Raw genomic sequence first — 16,215 nt, forward strand, 5'->3', positions numbered from 1 at the left:
GCAACGGGCGTGAGCCAGCGGTTAGGGTCGGGCCGACTTCGGAGATCGAGGAGGTGGGTTGATGACCGCGCGAGCCGGCGCTGTCGCGTGCCGCGACAGCCAGACGGTCACTCAACTCATCCCTTCTCTCTGAGAGGCACCTTCCGTTGTCCATTTCTTGGAACACCCGTGTCATGACGCCTGCCGACTGGCAGGTACTGCGCGACATCACGTTCGAGGCGTTCGGTCGGCAGTACGAGGTCGACTACCTTGATGCGCTGCGCGCCGAACCAAACGCCTGGATTCCCGGCCTCGGGTGCGTGGCGACCGTCGACGAACGGCCGATCGCCTACGCGCTGTTGTCCCGCGCCAGCGTGGGATCGACGGCCGTGCTGTCACTCGGGCCGGTTGCGGTGCTGCCGGCGTACCAGCGGCAAGGGGCGGGCGACGCGGCGGTGCGGGCGACGCTCGCGCTCGGCGTGGAGCGTGCGGAACCGGCGGTGGTGGTGCTGGGGCATGACCAGTACTACCCGCGGTTCGGGTTCCGGCAGGCGACCGGGTTCGGGATCCATCACCCGCAGTACGACGGGCCGAATCTGATGGCGCTCGCGCTCGGTGATCGCGGCGTACCGGCGGGGCCCTTGACGTATCCCGTCGACGGCTGACCAGAACTGGAAAAGGTTCGAAAGAAACTCGCCCAATCCCTTGCGCAGGCAGCTTGTATACATGAAACAGTCGGGGAACCGCCTACGCAGGGAGCATGTGGTGACTCCTCGACTTGTTTTCGCGACCGCCGTTCTGCTCGTCGCGGCCGGCTGCTCTCCGGTGCAGCCGGCCGGCGACGGGCCGACGGCTTCGGACAGCCAGAGCGATGTCTTCGGCGAGCCCGCGGATCCGGCGCAGGTGAAGGCCGGCGGGACGCTGACGGTCGCGCTGTCCGCGGATCCCGACAAGCTCGATCCGACGCTGTCGCGCAGCTTGTACTCGCGGTACGTCTTCCACACGATGTGCGAGAAGCTGTACGACCTCGGTCCGGATGCGAAGGTCGTCCCGCAGCTCGCGACCGCGCTGCCGACGATCGCGCCGGACGGGCTCAGCCTGACCATCCCGTTGCGTCAGGGTGTGAAGTTCGCCGACGGCGGCACCTTCGACTCGGCGGCCGTGAAGACGACGATCGAGCGTCATCTGACGTTGGCGGGTTCGGCCCGCAAGAGCGAGCTCGGCCCGATCAGCGCGGTCGAGACGCCCGATCCGAACACCGTGGTGATCAAGCTGTCCAAGCCGTTCGCCCCGCTGACCGCTGCGCTCGCCGACCGGGCCGGCATGGTCCTCAGTCCGGCTGCGGTCAGCAAGCTCGGTGCGAACTTCTCCACCGCGCCGGCCTGTGTCGGGCCGTTCAAGTTCGCCAACCGGGTCGCGCAGAACTCGATCAAGGTCGTCAAGGATCCCCTGTACTACGACGCTGCCAGGGTGCACCTGGATGCGATCGAGTACCGGATCATCACCGACTCGAGTATCCGCGCGGCCAACCTCAAGGCCGGTGACGCACAGGTCGCGGACTCGCTGTCCAGCCAGGACGCGCCCTCGTTGCAGAAGGACAGCACGGTCAGCGTCCTGCAGTCGCAGTCGCTCGGCTACCAGGGCGTGACGATCAACATCGCCAACGCGAACGGCGTCGGCAACCCGCTGAAGCAGCTCGACACCCCGATCGCGAAGGATCCGCGAGTTAGGCAGGCTCTCGATCTGTCGATCGATCGCGCGGCGCTGGTGAAGTCGATCTTCAACGGGCTCAACACGGTCGCGTGCTCGCCGATCTCACCCAAGAGCGAGTTCACCTCCGAGGCGGCTCAGGCGTGCCCGGCCTATGACCCGGCCAAGGCGAAGGAACTGCTCGCCGCGGCCGGCGTCAGTACGCCGTACAAGGTCTCGATGATCACTTCGAACAACCCCGACAGTCTGCGGCTCGCGCAGGCTCTGCAGGCGATGGTGAAGGACGGTGGCTTCGAGCTGGTGATCAAGCCGGTCGAGTACGCCTCGCTGCTCGATCAGCAGGATCGCGGTGACTTCGAGATCCTCCAGCTCGGGTGGTCCGGCCGGGTCGATCCGGACGCGAACATCTTCAACTTCGTCGGTACGACGGGCAGCCAGAACGTCGCCGGCTACAGCAGCCCCGAGGTCGACAAGCTGCTCACCGACGCGCGCCAGTCCACCGACAAGGCACAGCGGATCAAGCTGTACGGCGAGGTCGTCGCCAAGCTGCAGCAGGACGAACCGCTGATCTACCTGTACCGGCAACGCAACCTGACCGGCGTCTCGAAGAAGCTGCTCGGTGTGCAGACCTACCCGGACGGGGTGATCCGGACCGCCTTCGCTGGGTTCGCCAAGTGAGCCGCTACCTTCTCCACCGGCTGTGGCAGTCGGCGGTGACGTTGATCTTGGCAACGATCGTGGTGTTCGCCGGGGTCCGCGCGCTGCCGGGTGATCCGGCGCTCGCGTTGGCCGGTGAGGATCGGGATCCGGAGTCGTTGCGGGCGATCCGCGAGCAGTACGGGCTGGACGATTCGTGGCTCGTGCAGTTCTGGCAGTTCGTGAGCCATGCGGCCCGAGGTGATCTCGGTCAGTCGATCCGGACCGGTGAGCCGGTCAACGGGATGATCGCGGGCGCGTTACCGGTGACGATCGAGTTGTCGGTACTGGCGATTCTCGTGGCCGGCCTGATCGGCGTCGGCGCGGGTGTGATTGCCGCCGTACGGCGTGGTCGCCCGGCCGAGTGGGCTGCGAACGCGCTCGCTCTGCTCGGTCTGTCGGTGCCGAACTTCTGGCTCGGGCTGATGGCGATCCTCTATCTGTCCGTTGCCCTCGGCCTCTTTCCGGCGTCCGGGTTCGTCCCGTTCTTCACCAACCCGGTGGCCAACCTGCATCATCTCGTTCTGCCTGCGCTGATCCTTGGGACCGGTCTGGCCGCGGTGATCATGCGGCAGACCCGGTCCTCGATGCTGGATGCGTTGTCCGCTGACTACATCCGGACCGCGGAGGCGAAGGGCCTGTCTCCGCGCGCGGTGATCGGCCGGCATGCACTGCGGAACAGCCTGATCGTGGTCGTCACGATCGTCGGTCTGCAGCTCGGCGCGCTGATCTCCGGGGCGGTGGTGACCGAGCGGATCTTCGCGCTGCCGGGATTCGGGAAGTTGACGGTCGATGCCGTGTTCCAGCGCGACTACCCGGTGATCCAGGCGGTCGTGCTGGTGACGGCGACGGCGTACATCGTGATCAATCTGCTCGTCGACCTCCTGTACTCCGTCATCGATCCGCGCATCCGGGTGCGGGGTGAATCATGACGACGGTCGCCGTACCGATCCGTACCAATCGGCGGAAGATCGCCCGCCGGATCCTGCGCAATCCGCTCGCGATTACCGGGCTCGTGGTACTCGTGCTCGCGATCGTCCTGGCCGTCTTCGCCAACGTGCTCGCACCGCATGAACCGACGCAGACCCAGCTGGACCAAGCCTTCGCACCACCCGGTACGGCGGGGCATCTGCTCGGGACCGATGATCTGGGCCGGGATGTGCTTTCGCGGATCATGTTCGGACTGCGGGCGTCGCTGCATGTCGGGCTGCTGGCGGTCGCGACCTCGCTGGTGATCGGCGTACCGCTCGGGCTGATGGCGGGGTACTTCCGTGCGATCGACGCGCTGATCTCGCGGCTGACCGATCTGGTGCTGGCGTTCCCGTTCCTGATCCTCGCGGTCGGGCTGGCCGCGATTCGCGGTGCGAGTCTGGGGAACGCCGCGATCGCGATCGGGATCGCGCAGATTCCCGGGGTGATCCGGATCGTCCGGTCGGAGACGTTGCGGCTGAAGTCGCTGGACTTCGTGGCGGCGGCGATCGTCGAGGGCGCGAGTGATGCGTGGGTGCTCGGGCGGCACATCCTGCCGAACGCGGCGTCGGTGATCATCGTCCAGGCGACGGTCGCGATTCCGGCCGCGATCCTTGGTGAGGCGGTGCTGTCGTTCCTCGGGCTGGGGATCCAGCCGCCCGCGCCGAGCCTCGGCACGATGCTGTCCGATGCGCAGCAGTTCGCCGCGCGGGCGCCGTGGGCGGCGGTGATGCCGGGGCTGGCGATCATGCTGCTGACGCTGGCGTTCAACATCGTCGGCGACAGCCTGCGCGACGCCCTCGACCCGAAAGCGAGCCGCCGATGAACGCGACCGCGCGACCCGAAGGCGACCCGCCGACCAACGCGACCGCTCGATCCGAAGGCGACGCGACGACCAAGGCGACCGGTCGGCGTGGAAGTGGGCCGACGAGCGCGGCTGATCGGCTCGGAGCTGAGCCGATGCCGGCTGGCCCTGGGCGGCGTGTGCTTGAGGTGCGGGACCTGTCCGTTTCCTTCCGCACGGAAGACGGCTCGCTGTCGGCGGTCGACCGGGTGTCTCTCGAGGTCGGCGCGTCCGAGGTGCTCGCGATCGTGGGTGAGTCCGGGTGCGGGAAGAGTGTGACCGCGATGAGTCTGGCCGGGCTACTCCCCCGGTCGGCGCGGGTCGACGGGTCGGTCCGGCTCGACGGGGTTGAGCTGATCGGCGCGGACAAACGCACGCTGCGCTCGATCCGGGGTCGCGAGATCGCGTACATCTTCCAGGAGCCGATGACCTCGCTGAACCCGGTCTTCACGGTCGGCTCGCAGATCGGCGAGGTGCTCCGCACGCACCTGGGAGCAAGTCGGCAGGCAGCCCGCGCGAGGTCGATCGAGCTGCTGAAGCTGGTCGGGATCCCGTCGGCCGAGCGCCGCGTGGACGACTATCCGCATCAGCTGTCCGGCGGGATGCGTCAGCGCGTGATGATTGCAATGGCGGTCGCCTGCGATCCGAAGGTGCTGATCGCCGACGAGCCGACCACCGCGCTCGACGTGACCATCCAGGCGGGCATCCTCGACGTACTGCGGGGTCTGCGCGAGCGCCTCGGGACGAGCATCGTGCTGATCACGCACGACCTCGGGGTGGTGGCCGATCTCGCGGATCGGGTCGCGGTCATGTACGCCGGTCGCGTCGTCGAGGCGGCCGAGGTCCACGAACTGTTCGCTCACCCGCAGCATCCGTACACGACCGGTCTCCTAGGCGCCTCCCCCGCCGCCGGCCGGCACGCGGACACGCACCGGCTGGATGAGATCCCGGGGCTGGTGCCGACGTTGTCCGTGCAGCCCGACGCCTGCACGTTCGCTGACCGCTGCGGTCAAGCGGTCGACGCCTGTACGACGTCTCAGCCGCAACTGACGCGCAGTGAGCACGGACTGGCATGCTGGAACCCGGTGGGAGTCTGATGAACGCACTCGCTCTGGAGGTCGAAGACCTCGTCATGCACTTCGGTCCGGTCCGTGCGGTCGACGGGGTGACTCTGCGGATCCGTGAAGGCTCTGTCGTAGCACTGGTCGGTGAGAGCGGCTCTGGGAAGTCCACTGTCGGCCGCTGCATCGTCAGACTGCTCGAGCCGACCGGTGGCACAGTCAGGCTCGCCGGTGCCGACATCACGCACCTCAGTCGGCGCCAACTGCGCGAGCACCGGCGGGACGTCTCCATCGTGTTCCAGGACCCAGCGGGGTCACTGGACCCGCGGTTGTCGGTCGGAGACATCGTTGGTGAGCCACTGCGGCTGATGCGACAGAAAGACATCGCAGGGCAGGTCTCTGAGTCGCTGCGGCGAGTAGGCCTGCGTCCTGAGGTCGCCCAGCGCGCACCGCACGAGTTGTCGGGTGGACAGCGCCAGCGGGTCAGCATCGCTCGCGCGCTCATCTCGAAGCCACGGCTGTTGGTGGCGGACGAGCCCACGAGCGCACTTGATGTGTCGGTGCAGGCCGCCGTACTGAATCTGCTGGCCGATCTGCAGCGGGATCTCGGGTTTGCCTGTTTGTTCATCACGCATGACCTGTCGGCGGTCGAGTACCTCGCCGATGAGGTCGCCGTGATGTATCTGGGGCAGCTGGTCGAGCAGGGGCCGCGGGCACGCATTTTCGGTACGCCGGCGCATCCGTACACCCAGGCGCTGTTGTCGGCCGCGCCCGTGCCGGATCCGGTGGCGCAGCGGCAGCGGAAGCCCGTGTTGCTGGGCGACGACCTGCCGTCGGCGATTGATCCGCCGGATGGCTGCCGGTTCCACACCCGGTGTCCGGTGGCGATCGATCGGTGCCGGACGATTGTGCCGGAGGCTCGCGTGATCGGATCTGGCGGGCACCAGGTTGCCTGTCACCTGGTTGCTGCGGACGGAAGCGGACCCGACGTACGAACTGCAGAAGGAGTGGCTTGATGACCTTCACCACCCGGCCGACGTTGCGCGGCACGTTCGGCATGGTCTCGTCGACGCACTGGCTGGCGTCGCAGTCGGCGATGCGGATGCTGGAGCTCGGCGGGAACGCGTTCGATGCGGCGGCGACCGCGGGGTTCGTGCTGCATGTGGTGGAGCCGCATCTGAACGGGCCTGGTGGCGAAGTACCGGCGATCGTCGCGACGGCGGAGGACCCGACGCCGCGAGTGTTGTGCGGTCAGGGCGTTGCGCCGGCCGGGGCGACCATCGAGCACTACCGGTCGCTGGGGCTCGATCTGGTTCCGGGGTCGGGGCCGCTGGCCGCCACTGTGCCAGGCGCGGTCGATGCGTGGTTGCTCCTGCTGCGGGATCACGGGACGCTGCCGCTGCGCGTCGTACTGGAACCGGCGATCGACTACGCACGCAACGGGCATCCGCTGGTACCGCGGGTGACCGAGACTGTGGCGACGGTGCAAGAGCTGTTCAAGGAACACTGGCCGACGTCGGCGGCACTGTGGTTGCAGGACGGCCCTCCGACCGGGTTGTTCCGGAACGAGGCGTACGCCGCCACGCTGGAACGGCTCGTGGTCGAGGGTGAGACGGCTGGGGCGGATCGGGTCGCGCAGGTCGAGCAGGCGCGGAAGGCCTGGCGGGAAGGGTTCGTGGCCGAGGCCATCGACGGGTTCTCGCGGTTGCCGCATCGGGACTCCAGCGGCGAGGATCACGCTGGGCTGATCACCGGAGCTGACCTGGCGGCCTTCGAGGCGAGCTGGGAAGACGCGACCACGCTTGACTGGAACGGGCACACGGTGGCGAAGACCGGCGCCTGGGGTCAAGGACCGGCGTTGCTGCAGTCGCTCGCCGTACTGGCTGAGCTCGGTGACGTCGACCTGGCCAGCGCCGAGGGGGTACACACGACAGTCGAGGTGATGAAGCTGTCGTATGCGGACCGCGAGGCCTGGTACGGCGATGGCGACGTACCGCTGAAGTCGTTGCTCTCCCCCGCGTACGCCGCCGAGCGGGCGCGACTGGTTGGTTCCGAGGCGACGCTCGAGCTGCGGCCGGGGTCGCCGGACGGGCGTGCGCCGCGGATGCCATCGCTTGCTCGGGGCAACCATCTGACCGATGCGAGTGTCGGGGAACCGACGGTTGCGCGCGATGGGGTTACGCGCGGCGACACGTGTCACGTGGATGTGGTGGATCGGTGGGGCAACATCATCTCGGCGACGCCGAGTGGTGGGTGGTTGCAGTCGTCGCCGACGATTCCGGAGCTTGGGTTCTGTCTGGGTAGCCGGGCGCAGATGTTCTGGCTGGAGGAAGGGCTGCCGGCGTCACTTGCTCCGGGCAAGCGTCCGCGGACGACGCTCACGCCGACCCTCGTCCTGCGGGACGGGCGGCCCGTTGTGGCGTGTGGTTCGCCTGGTGGGGATCAGCAGGATCAGTGGCAGCTGTTGTTCCTGTTGCGGCATCTGGGTGGCGGGATGGATCTGCAAGAGGCGATCGATGCTCCGGCCTGGCACACGACCGGGTTCCCGTCCTCGTTCTATCCGCGGGAGAACGAGCCTGGTGGGCTGGTGCTGGAGAGCCGGCTGGGCGCCGCGATCCGGGACGACCTGGTACGACGCGGGCACGTGGTGACCGAGTCCGATCCGTGGAGCCTCGGCCGCCTGTGCGCCGTACGGCGAGACTCCGACGGACTCCTGTCCGCCGCCGCCAACCCCCGCGGCATGCAGGGCTACGCCGTCGGCCGCTGACCGACCGACCCCATTTGGCTGCCTAGCCACTCAAATGAGGGGTTCTGCACCGTGGTTATGGGTGTAGAACCCCCAAGCTGACTGCCTAGCCAGCGAAATTGCGCTAGGGGGTGGGGCGGTGGCCGAAAGCTGCCTTGGCGGCGGCTTCTACGTGGAGGCGGGCTGCGGCGGTGGCTGCGGGGGCGTCGCCGGCGGCGATGGCGTCGACCAGGCGGACGTGTTCTTCGGAGGAGTGCGGGGCGCGTTGGGCGGCGCCGACGCGGAAGACCCAGTGGACGTGGTGGTACATCGCGGCCGAGATCGAGTGCAGCCAGCGGTTGCCGCTGACCTCGATCACGGCGCGGTGGAAGTCGCTGTTCAGCTCGGCGACCCGGCCGAAGTCCTTCGCCTCGGTGGCGATCCGGGCGGCGTCACACAGCTGCCGCAGCCGCGCGATGTCCTCCTGGCTGGCACGCTCGGCGGCCAGGCCCGCGGCGAGCGTCTCGAGCTGCTCACGGACCGAGAACAGATCGCGGACCGCGGTCTCGTCGAGCGTGGCAACGACGGCACCGCGCCGGGGCAGGATCTGCACGAAGCCCTCGGCCTCGACCACCCGCAGCGCCTCGCGAACCGGGTTGCGAGAGACCCCGAAGTCTTCGGCCAGCCGCGTCTCGGTCAGGCGCTCGCCCTGCGCGTAGTCGCCGTCGACGATCCGCCGCCGCAGCTCCGCCAGTACCTGCTCGCGCAGTGCGATGTGGTCGGCCCCGATCGTCCGGATCGCGTCCGCAGCCAGCTCTTGCACCCCGTGCTCCTCTCCCCACTGCGCTTCCCGCGGGTCAGATTCGGCGGTCAGCTTCGCAGCACCGTAGCGGATTCACCGTGTCAGAGCACGTGGCCCGCTCGGGGGTTATGGTGCCGGTTTGAGCATCAAGCTGACTCCTCTGACCGATCCGGACTTCCGGCCGTTCAGCCGCCGGCTCGCCTGGCTGGCCGCGGACGCCGCCGGCCACCCGGTCGGCTCGGCGTTCCTCCGGCTGCACAGCCGCGAGTCGCTGGCGCATCTGGCCGATCTCGAGATCACCGTCCACCCGGCCGAACGCCGCCGCGGTGCCGGCAGCCAACTCCTGTACGCCGCTCTCGCCGCTGCCCGCGATCAGAACGCCCGGGTGGTCGTGGCGGAGGTGGGGGCGGACACGCCGTCGTACGAGTTCCTGGTGCACCACGGGTTCACGGTTGGGATGACGCTGATCTTCGCCCGGCTCGATCTGGCGGCCGACGTACCGGCAGTCTCGCCGCCTGCCGGATACCGCGTGGTGACGTGGCAGGGCGTCGTACCGGATGAGCTGGTGCAGAGCTTTACCGACGCCCGTCGCGGGATGGATGATGCGCCGACCGGTGCGATCGACTACGGGACTGATCGGTGGGATGTCGACAGGACCCGGCAGGCTGCTGAGTTGATTGCGCAGCGTGGTGAGTACCTGATGACGGTGGCTGTGGTCGAGGAAGCCAGCGGCGAGGTGGTCGCGTTCACCGAGCTCGTCGTACCGGGTGATGGGAAGGGCGACGCCCAGAACTACGGCACCGCCGTCCTCCCCGCCCACCGCGGCCACGGCCTCGCCCGCTGCCTCAAGACCGAGCAGATCCGCTGGGTGCGCAGCGCCTTCCCCGACCTGGGCGGTCTGGTGACCGACACCGTCGACACCAACGTCGCCATGCGCCACCTCAACGCCGCCCTCGGCTACGTCCCCACCCACACCGTCCACCGCTGCGTGCTGGACCTCACGACAGCCCAGCCAGCCGATACAGCACCAGCGAGCCCGCCACCGCAACATTGAGACTCGACCCGGTCCCGATCATCGGTATCTCCACCACAACATCCAGCTGATCCACCGCCTCCGGTGGGATCCCGGTCCGCTCATGCCCCAGTACGGCGATCGTCCGGTTCCGCGCCGCCTTCAGATCCCCCAGCCGCACCGCCTCGTCAGCCAGCTCGACCCCGACCACCGTGGTCTCCGGCCGGCTCTTCTGATCGATCAGCCAGCGCACCGGGTCATGCCCGGTCCAGTGCACACACGACCGCGTCCGCAACGTGTTGCCCCGGGCAAGCGCCTCCGGCACCCACGGCAACCGCGGCACCGCCAAACACGCCCCCACCGCATCACACGTCCGCAGCAACGTGCCCAGATTCACCTCGTGCATCGGCCACAACACCGCAACCACCAAGTGATCCCAGCACCCATGAGCCCGCCGCCGCCGCTGCCCCCGCAACTCCTTCGGGCTCCGCACCCGAATCCGGCTCATCCCTGAACGGGAGCAACCCTCCCGCAACCACAATTCATCATCCGCAAGACGCTTAGCGGCGCGCCCAAGCCATCGACGTACAACAGGACCACATCAGATTACCGGACAGCTCACTGGCCAAGGATTTTTTGGACTGCGGCGGTGGTGATGGGGTGGTAGCCGGGGCGGGCTTTGGCGAAGACTTCGGAGGCGAAGGCTCGGTCGCTGCCGGCCAGGGCCCGGTAGACGGGGAGGACGAGTTTCATGCGGCCGACCTCGGTGAGGAAGGCGGCTAGTTCGGCGTAGGCGGGTTCGTAGCTGCTGGCGGCGACGATCTGGTACCAGCGGCGGGCGATCTCGCCGTTGGCGGTGCCGGTGAGGCCGAAGGCTCGGTCCAGTTGCTGGAGCTGGTTGGGGCTGAGCATGTCGGGGGCGGCGTCGAGGAAGCGGAGCCACTCCTGGGTGGTCCAGTTCGCGGCGCCGGCCGGGAGCTCGCCGGAGGTGAACCACTGGGTGCGAGCCTCGTCGACGACCTGGAAGCGGGCGGAGACGGCGCGCTCGGCGAAGGCGGGGATACCGGGCTCATGGAGCCAGGCAGACAGTTCCTTGTCGGTGACGACGCCGGGGTGCGGGTCGAGCAGGTGCTCCTGCAGGTGGCCGACGAAGTCATCGGAGTTGATGCTGCGGAAGGCGAACCGGTCGAAGTACCCGCGGATGAACGGATCGAACACATCCCGCGAGAACCGCTCCTCCAGCCACGCCAGGAACCAGGTGCCCTTGAGCGGCCCGAGCGCGGTGGTGCCGTGGTACTCCGAGCGGTGATTGAGACCGGGCAGCTCGACCGCGAGCTCGGCCGGGGTGAGCGGGTCGAGTTTCACCACGGTGGCGTGCTGCTTGATCGCGGTCTCCATCACCGCGAACTCGGTCCCGTAGACCGCCTCGACGATCCGGTTCTCGACGTACGCCGTGAAGCCCTCGTTCAGCCAGATGTCGTCCCAGCTGTCCTGGGTGACCAGGTTGCCCGACCAGCTGTGCGCGAGTTCGTGCGCGACGACGCTGACCAGCGACTTGTCGCCGATCACGACGGTCGGGGTCGCGAACGTCATCCGCGGGTTCTCCATCCCGCCGTACGGGAAAGACGGCGGCAGCACCAGGATGTCGTAGCGGCCCCAGCGGTACGGGCCGAAGAGTGCCTCGGTGACTCGCATCATCTCTTCGGTGTCGGCGAACTCCTGCGCCGCGCGCCCGGCCATCGCCGGCTCGGCCCAGACGCCGGAGCGCTCACCGAGAGGTTCGAAGACGAGGTCACCGGCAGCGATCGCCAGCAGGTACGACGGGATCGGCTCAGGCATCACCACGTCGTACGAGCCGGTACGGCGGGAGGTGGTCCCGTTGTCGGCGCTCATCAGCACCATCAGCTCGGGCGGAGCGGTCACGTGCGCGGAGTAACTGAACCGTACGCCGGGGGTGTCCTGCACCGGCACCCAGCTGCGCGCGTGGATCGCCTGGGACTGGCTGAACATGAACGGCATCACGCCACCGGCCGTCATCGACGGCTCCAGCCACTGCAGCCCGGTCGCGGTCGGTGCCGTCCGGTAGCTCACCCGGACCCGCTCCTGCCGCGCGGTCCGGATCGTCAGCGCGGACCCCAGCTCCTTGTCCGGCACCCCGAGTCCGTACTCGAGCGGCTCCCAGCCGTCGGCCGTCTCGCCCTCGACCGCGAGCACGGTCAGGTCACGCGTGTCGAGGATCAGCCGGTCACTGGAACCGGACCAATCCAGCGTGTGCGTGGCGGTGCCGGTGAGCACCTTCGCGGTGAAATCCAGCTCGAGATCGAGCTCGAGATGGGTGGTCCGAACCAGCAGTGGTTCGGCGTAAGAGTGGCGATCGTGCGTCACGGAGAGCTCCCGAGTGAGTGCGTCCGGGGAACATTACCCACGGCGGAGGTGTCTCAGGCGGCCGATCTGAGCCACCAGCACCACCGTGCCAAATACCCGGTGTCATCCCGCCTCAACGGCGGGCCTTGTTGCATCAACCTGCAACTCTCAGCGCAGACTGTGATCATGACATCGCACGGTGGTGCCGAGCTCGTCCTGAAGCGGCGGCCGTTCGGTTCCTGGCTGCTCGGACCGGCCGACCAGAGCACCCGGATGCTGAAGATCCGGCTCCGGGTGCTGATGACAACGTTTTCGATCGGCACCAATCTGATCGGCGCGGCCGTGGTCTACGCGCTGGCCGTGTTCGTGCTGCCTGGACCCGCGCTGACCGCTGAACTACTGCGGTTCGAGGCGATCTTCGTCCCGTCGTATCTGCTGCTCGCCATCGTGGTGGGGTGCGTGTGGAGCACGCGCGTGACAGTACGCCGTACAGCCTGGGTGGACGAGGATCGTCCGGCCACGCGGAAGGAGCAGATCACCACGCTCCGGCTCCCGCTGCGCCTCACCCTGATCGAGGTCGTGCTGTGGATGATCGCCGTCGCCGGTTTCACCGCAGCAACGATCGTCCTTCAGCCGGAGAACGCGCTGCGGGTCGCGGTGACGATCTTCGACGGCATGATCGTGACCTGTGCGGTCTCGTATCTGCTGACCGAGTTCGCGCTCCGCCCGGTCGCAGCGCGGGCATTGGCCGATTCCGCGCCGCCGCGCCGGCTGCTTGCCTTCGGCCTCAAAGCGCGCACTTTGGTCTTCTGGGCGGCCGGTTCGGCCACACCGGTCGCCGGCCTGATGCTGGCCGCGATCCTGGCGCTCATCGACGGCCAGGTCTCCGCGACCCGGCTCTCGGTGATGATCCTTGCCCTCGGCATCATCGTCCTGTGCATCGGCGGGCTGCTGATCCTGCTGTCGGCCAAGTCCGTCGTCGCCCCGGTCCGGTCGGTGCGGGACGCACTCACCCTGATCGGTGACGGTGAGCTGAACATCCGGATCCCGGTCTTCGACGGTACTGAACTCGGCTCGCTGCAGGCCGGGTTCAACCGGATGGCGGCCGGTCTGCGCGAGCGGGAGCGGATCCGGGACGTCTTCGGCCGGTACGTCGGTCCGGAGGTGGTCCGCGAGGCCTTGACCAGCGACCAGTTGGGTGGTGAGGAGCGGTTCGTGGCCGTCCTTTTCGTCGACCTGGTCGGCTCCACGAAACTTGCGGCGGACCGGCCACCGACCGAGGTGGTCCAGTTGCTGAACCGCTTCTTCGCGATCGTCGTCGACGAGGTGGTGCGTGAGGGCGGGTTCGTGAACAAGTTCGCCGGTGATGCCTCACTGGCGATCTTCGGGGCCCCGGCCGAGCTGATCGATCCGGCCGGAGCAGCACTGCGCGCCGGGCGGGCACTCAGCCGGCGACTGTCCGAAGAGTTGCCGGAGGCAACGGCCGGCATCGGGGTGACGGCCGGGATCGTGGTGGCCGGCACGGTCGGCGACGTACGGCGGCTCGAGTACACGGTGATCGGCGATCCGGTGAACGAGGCGGCCCGGTTGAGCGAGCTGGCCAAGAACATCCCCGAGCGGCTGATCGCGTCGATGGCGACGGTCGACGAGGCGGGTCCGACCGAGGGCGCGCATTGGCGACCCGGTGACCGGGTGACGGTCAGAGGGCGGTCGGAACCGACCCAGCTGGCCGTTCCGCAGTAGCGCGCTTCTCCTCGACCAGCTGGTGGAGCAGGCCGGCGCCGTACAGCATCGCTTTGGTGATCCGGTCGTGCGCGGCCCGTCGTTCGGCGATCGCGTCGCGCAGGGCCTCGGTGCTGCCGGTCTGACGGAGCCCGTCGAGGACGGGCCGGATCTGGTCGAACGAGTAGCGGCCTTGGCGGAGCATGTGAATGATGCGGGCGTCGCGGATCTGCTCTGGCGCGTAGCGGCGGTACTTCGTGATCCGCTCCCGCGTTGGCAGCAGCAGCCCGGCCGCCTCCCAGACGCGCAGCGCAGAGGTCCGGACGCCGAGGCGGTGAGCGAGTTCGCCGACCAGCAGCGCCGGCCCGGTCGGTACCGGCTCGTCCCGGAACTCCGCCGCGGCCGCACCCAGCGCCTCGCTGGCCGCGTCGGTCGCAAGGCGCTGTTCGTAGAGCCCGGCATGCGCCTGGTCGACCAGCCGGTACGCCGATTCCTCGTCGCCCGCGTGGACCGCCTGCATGATCTGCCGCGCAGTCTCGGCCCCGAAACCGGGCGCGAGGGCGCGATAGGTGAGCAGTGCGGACACGTGTTCCTCGCCGTACTGGCGATAACCGCTGTCCGTGCGTGGAGCCGGCGGCAGGATCCCGTCTGCTTCGTAGTTGCGGATGAGCTGGGTCGACACCCCCGCCCGCCGCGCCAGATCGACAGGCCGCAGTCCCATCGTCAGCGGCCGCCCGAGACGTCCAGGGTGGTGCCGGTCATGTACGACGACCGGTCCGAGGCGAGGAAGGCGATGAGCTCGGCCACCTCCTCGGGCCTACCGGGTCGGCCGAGGGGCGGCGTCGTACCGAGACGGTCCAGCCGGCCAGGCTCATGGATGTCGGTTTCGATCAGTCCGGGCCGGACCCCGAGAACGCGGATGCCTTCCTTGGCCACCTCGTTCGCGAGCCCGATGGTGAGGGCGTCGACGGCTGCCTTGCTGGCCGCGTAATCGACGTACTCCCCCGCCGATCCGAGCACGGCCGCGCGTGACGACACGTTGACGATCACACCGCCATCGCCGCCGTACTTGGTGGACATCCGCCGTACCGCGGCACCGGCGACCAGGAACGCGCTGATCGCGTTGATCCGGAACACGTTCTCGAGCCGCGCCGCGTCGTACTCGTCGACGCGACCGGACGGCGAGATCACGCCGGCGTTGTTGATGACGGCACCGATCGGTCCGAGTCCGTCCGTGACGGCGTCGAAGAGGCGCTCGATCTCTTCGGGCCCGGCGACATCAGCCTGTACGGCGATCGCGCGGCGACCTCGGTCTTCGACCGCCTTGACCACCTTGGCCGCCTCGTCGTCCCTCGACCGGTAGCCGATTCCGACATCCCAGCCGTCCGCAGCCAGTGCGAGCGCTGCCGCCGCACCGATTCCCCGGCTCCCACCTGTCACCAACACGACCGTCATGGGACCACCTTAGGAGGAAGGCGGGATCGTGATCCCCAACTGGGTCTCCGAGTCGCTGAAGCCGAGTGCACGATAGATCCGGATCGCCAGGTAGTCCGGGTCGGCGACCATCACCAGCGTCTTCGCGCCGCCCTCGGTCAGCCCGTACGTCGAGGCGTGGTGCACGAGTGTGCTCGCGATGCCCTGGTTGCGGTCGTCCGGATGCGTCTGCACGGTCTGGAACCTGGCCAGGCCCGCGCCGTCGAACATCAGCCCGAGGGAAGCCTGCAGGCGATCGCCGTCGAACGCGCCGAACCACAGCCCGTGCCCCGCCTCGACCCGGCCCCGATCAGCCAGCTGCCGGCGATGGGTGTACTCGACGTACGCGTCGTCGACCGTCATGGTCGCGTTCGCGAGAGTCAGTGCCTCGAGCTGCGTCCAGTCGTCATCGGACGACAGCAACCGGTACGTCGAGGTCGTGTTCGGCCGGGCCGGGGCGACGACTGTGGACGCTGCCATCACCGTGCTGGGGTCCACGGTGGCACCGAGCGCGACCAGCTCCTCCTTGGTGCCGTCCACCCCGACCACGCCGTCGGTGCTGTCTATGCCGATCGCAACGTGATCGGCCTCCGGGAACTCCTTGCGGAACTCGCCGAGACGCCGCTCGACGTCACCTGGGCCGAACGGCGTGCGGTAGAGCAGATAGTTCCCCCACCAGAAGGTCGGGTTGGCCGGTGTGCGGACGACGACGTACTCGCCATTGTCGTGCAGCTCGCTGCCGCCGAGGCCGAGCAGGAACAGGTCGGTGCGGTAGCCGAGGCTCTTGATCTCCACCCCACCATCGTCGGGGATGCGTCAACGGGATTCCTTGACAGGCAGCCGCGTGGCTGCCTATGT

Annotated in this window: 15 protein-coding genes; 9 read left to right on the forward strand and 6 right to left on the reverse strand. The window is 68.4% G+C overall.

Annotated features, from left to right (window positions below):
* Positions 1 to 173 precede the first annotated feature (173 nt).
* The 7 genes from ACFCV3_RS23975 to ACFCV3_RS24005 all read left to right on the forward strand — a co-directional run bounded on the left by ACFCV3_RS23975 (position 174) and on the right by ACFCV3_RS24005 (position 8,026).
* On the forward strand, positions 174 to 644 hold the full coding sequence (locus ACFCV3_RS23975; RefSeq protein ID WP_376033252.1) for a GNAT family N-acetyltransferase: 471 nt from the start codon (positions 174 to 176) through the stop codon (positions 642 to 644).
* Positions 645 to 744: 100 nt separating this feature from the next.
* Entirely contained in the window at positions 745 to 2,367 is a 1,623-nt protein-coding gene (locus tag ACFCV3_RS23980) for an ABC transporter substrate-binding protein (RefSeq protein WP_376033254.1), read from the forward strand.
* Positions 2,364 to 3,317, forward strand: coding sequence for an ABC transporter permease (locus ACFCV3_RS23985; protein ID WP_376033256.1), 954 nt, complete (start codon positions 2,364 to 2,366; stop codon positions 3,315 to 3,317). The genes ACFCV3_RS23980 and ACFCV3_RS23985 overlap by 4 nt, the downstream gene beginning before the upstream one ends.
* Positions 3,314 to 4,180, forward strand: coding sequence for an ABC transporter permease (locus tag ACFCV3_RS23990; RefSeq protein WP_132411343.1), 867 nt, complete (start codon positions 3,314 to 3,316; stop codon positions 4,178 to 4,180). The genes ACFCV3_RS23985 and ACFCV3_RS23990 overlap by 4 nt, the downstream gene beginning before the upstream one ends.
* Positions 4,177 to 5,295: an ABC transporter ATP-binding protein gene (locus tag ACFCV3_RS23995; protein ID WP_376033258.1), complete on the forward strand. Its 1,119-nt coding sequence runs from the start codon at positions 4,177 to 4,179 to the stop codon at positions 5,293 to 5,295. Before ACFCV3_RS23990 ends, ACFCV3_RS23995 begins: the two co-directional genes overlap by 4 nt.
* Positions 5,295 to 6,275: an ABC transporter ATP-binding protein gene (locus ACFCV3_RS24000; protein ID WP_376033260.1), complete on the forward strand. Its 981-nt coding sequence runs from the start codon at positions 5,295 to 5,297 to the stop codon at positions 6,273 to 6,275. The genes ACFCV3_RS23995 and ACFCV3_RS24000 overlap by 1 nt, the downstream gene beginning before the upstream one ends.
* Positions 6,275 to 8,026, forward strand: a complete 1,752-nt coding sequence (locus tag ACFCV3_RS24005) for a gamma-glutamyltransferase family protein (protein WP_376033262.1) — start codon at positions 6,275 to 6,277, stop codon at positions 8,024 to 8,026. Before ACFCV3_RS24000 ends, ACFCV3_RS24005 begins: the two co-directional genes overlap by 1 nt.
* A 103-nt stretch (positions 8,027 to 8,129) precedes the next feature.
* Here the strand turns inward: ACFCV3_RS24005 and ACFCV3_RS24010 are convergent, their stop codons facing one another.
* On the reverse strand, positions 8,130 to 8,807 hold the full coding sequence (locus ACFCV3_RS24010) for a GntR family transcriptional regulator (RefSeq protein WP_376033263.1): 678 nt from the start codon (positions 8,805 to 8,807) through the stop codon (positions 8,130 to 8,132).
* Positions 8,808 to 8,925: 118 nt separating this feature from the next.
* On the opposite strand from ACFCV3_RS24010, the gene ACFCV3_RS24015 reads away from it, so the two are divergent.
* Positions 8,926 to 9,840 (forward strand): GNAT family N-acetyltransferase, encoded by a 915-nt coding sequence (locus tag ACFCV3_RS24015; protein ID WP_376033265.1) that lies wholly within the window; start codon positions 8,926 to 8,928, stop codon positions 9,838 to 9,840.
* Here the strand turns inward: ACFCV3_RS24015 and ACFCV3_RS24020 are convergent.
* Both ACFCV3_RS24020 and ACFCV3_RS24025 read right to left on the reverse strand, forming a co-directional pair.
* Positions 9,785 to 10,306 carry a TrmH family RNA methyltransferase gene (locus ACFCV3_RS24020; RefSeq protein ID WP_376033266.1) on the reverse strand — a complete coding sequence of 174 codons (522 nt, stop codon included), beginning with the start codon at positions 10,304 to 10,306 and terminating at the stop codon, positions 9,785 to 9,787. The two genes, ACFCV3_RS24015 and ACFCV3_RS24020, sit on opposite strands and share 56 nt — an antisense overlap.
* 110 nt (positions 10,307 to 10,416) lie before the next feature.
* On the reverse strand, positions 10,417 to 12,183 hold the full coding sequence (locus ACFCV3_RS24025) for a M1 family metallopeptidase (RefSeq protein WP_376033268.1): 1,767 nt from the start codon (positions 12,181 to 12,183) through the stop codon (positions 10,417 to 10,419).
* Positions 12,184 to 12,348: 165 nt separating this feature from the next.
* Here ACFCV3_RS24025 and ACFCV3_RS24030 point away from each other — a divergent pair, with 165 nt between their 5' ends.
* Positions 12,349 to 13,905 (forward strand): adenylate/guanylate cyclase domain-containing protein, encoded by a 1,557-nt coding sequence (locus ACFCV3_RS24030; protein WP_376033269.1) that lies wholly within the window; start codon positions 12,349 to 12,351, stop codon positions 13,903 to 13,905.
* On the opposite strand, the gene ACFCV3_RS24035 is transcribed toward ACFCV3_RS24030, so the two are convergent.
* The 3 genes from ACFCV3_RS24035 to ACFCV3_RS24045 are packed head-to-tail and all read right to left on the reverse strand — an operon-like array spanning position 13,862 to position 16,152.
* Positions 13,862 to 14,605 carry a MerR family transcriptional regulator gene (locus tag ACFCV3_RS24035; RefSeq protein WP_376033271.1) on the reverse strand — a complete coding sequence of 248 codons (744 nt, stop codon included), beginning with the start codon at positions 14,603 to 14,605 and terminating at the stop codon, positions 13,862 to 13,864. The genes ACFCV3_RS24030 and ACFCV3_RS24035 overlap by 44 nt on opposite strands.
* Positions 14,606 to 14,607: 2 nt before the next feature.
* Entirely contained in the window at positions 14,608 to 15,339 is a 732-nt protein-coding gene (locus ACFCV3_RS24040; RefSeq protein ID WP_376033273.1) for an SDR family oxidoreductase, read from the reverse strand.
* Positions 15,340 to 15,348: 9 nt separating this feature from the next.
* Positions 15,349 to 16,152 (reverse strand): GNAT family N-acetyltransferase, encoded by an 804-nt coding sequence (locus tag ACFCV3_RS24045; RefSeq protein ID WP_376033275.1) that lies wholly within the window; start codon positions 16,150 to 16,152, stop codon positions 15,349 to 15,351.
* Positions 16,153 to 16,215 lie beyond the last annotated feature (63 nt).

It is taken from the genome of Kribbella sp. NPDC056345, assembly GCF_042262745.1.
Lineage (GTDB): Bacteria > Actinomycetota > Actinomycetes > Propionibacteriales > Kribbellaceae > Kribbella.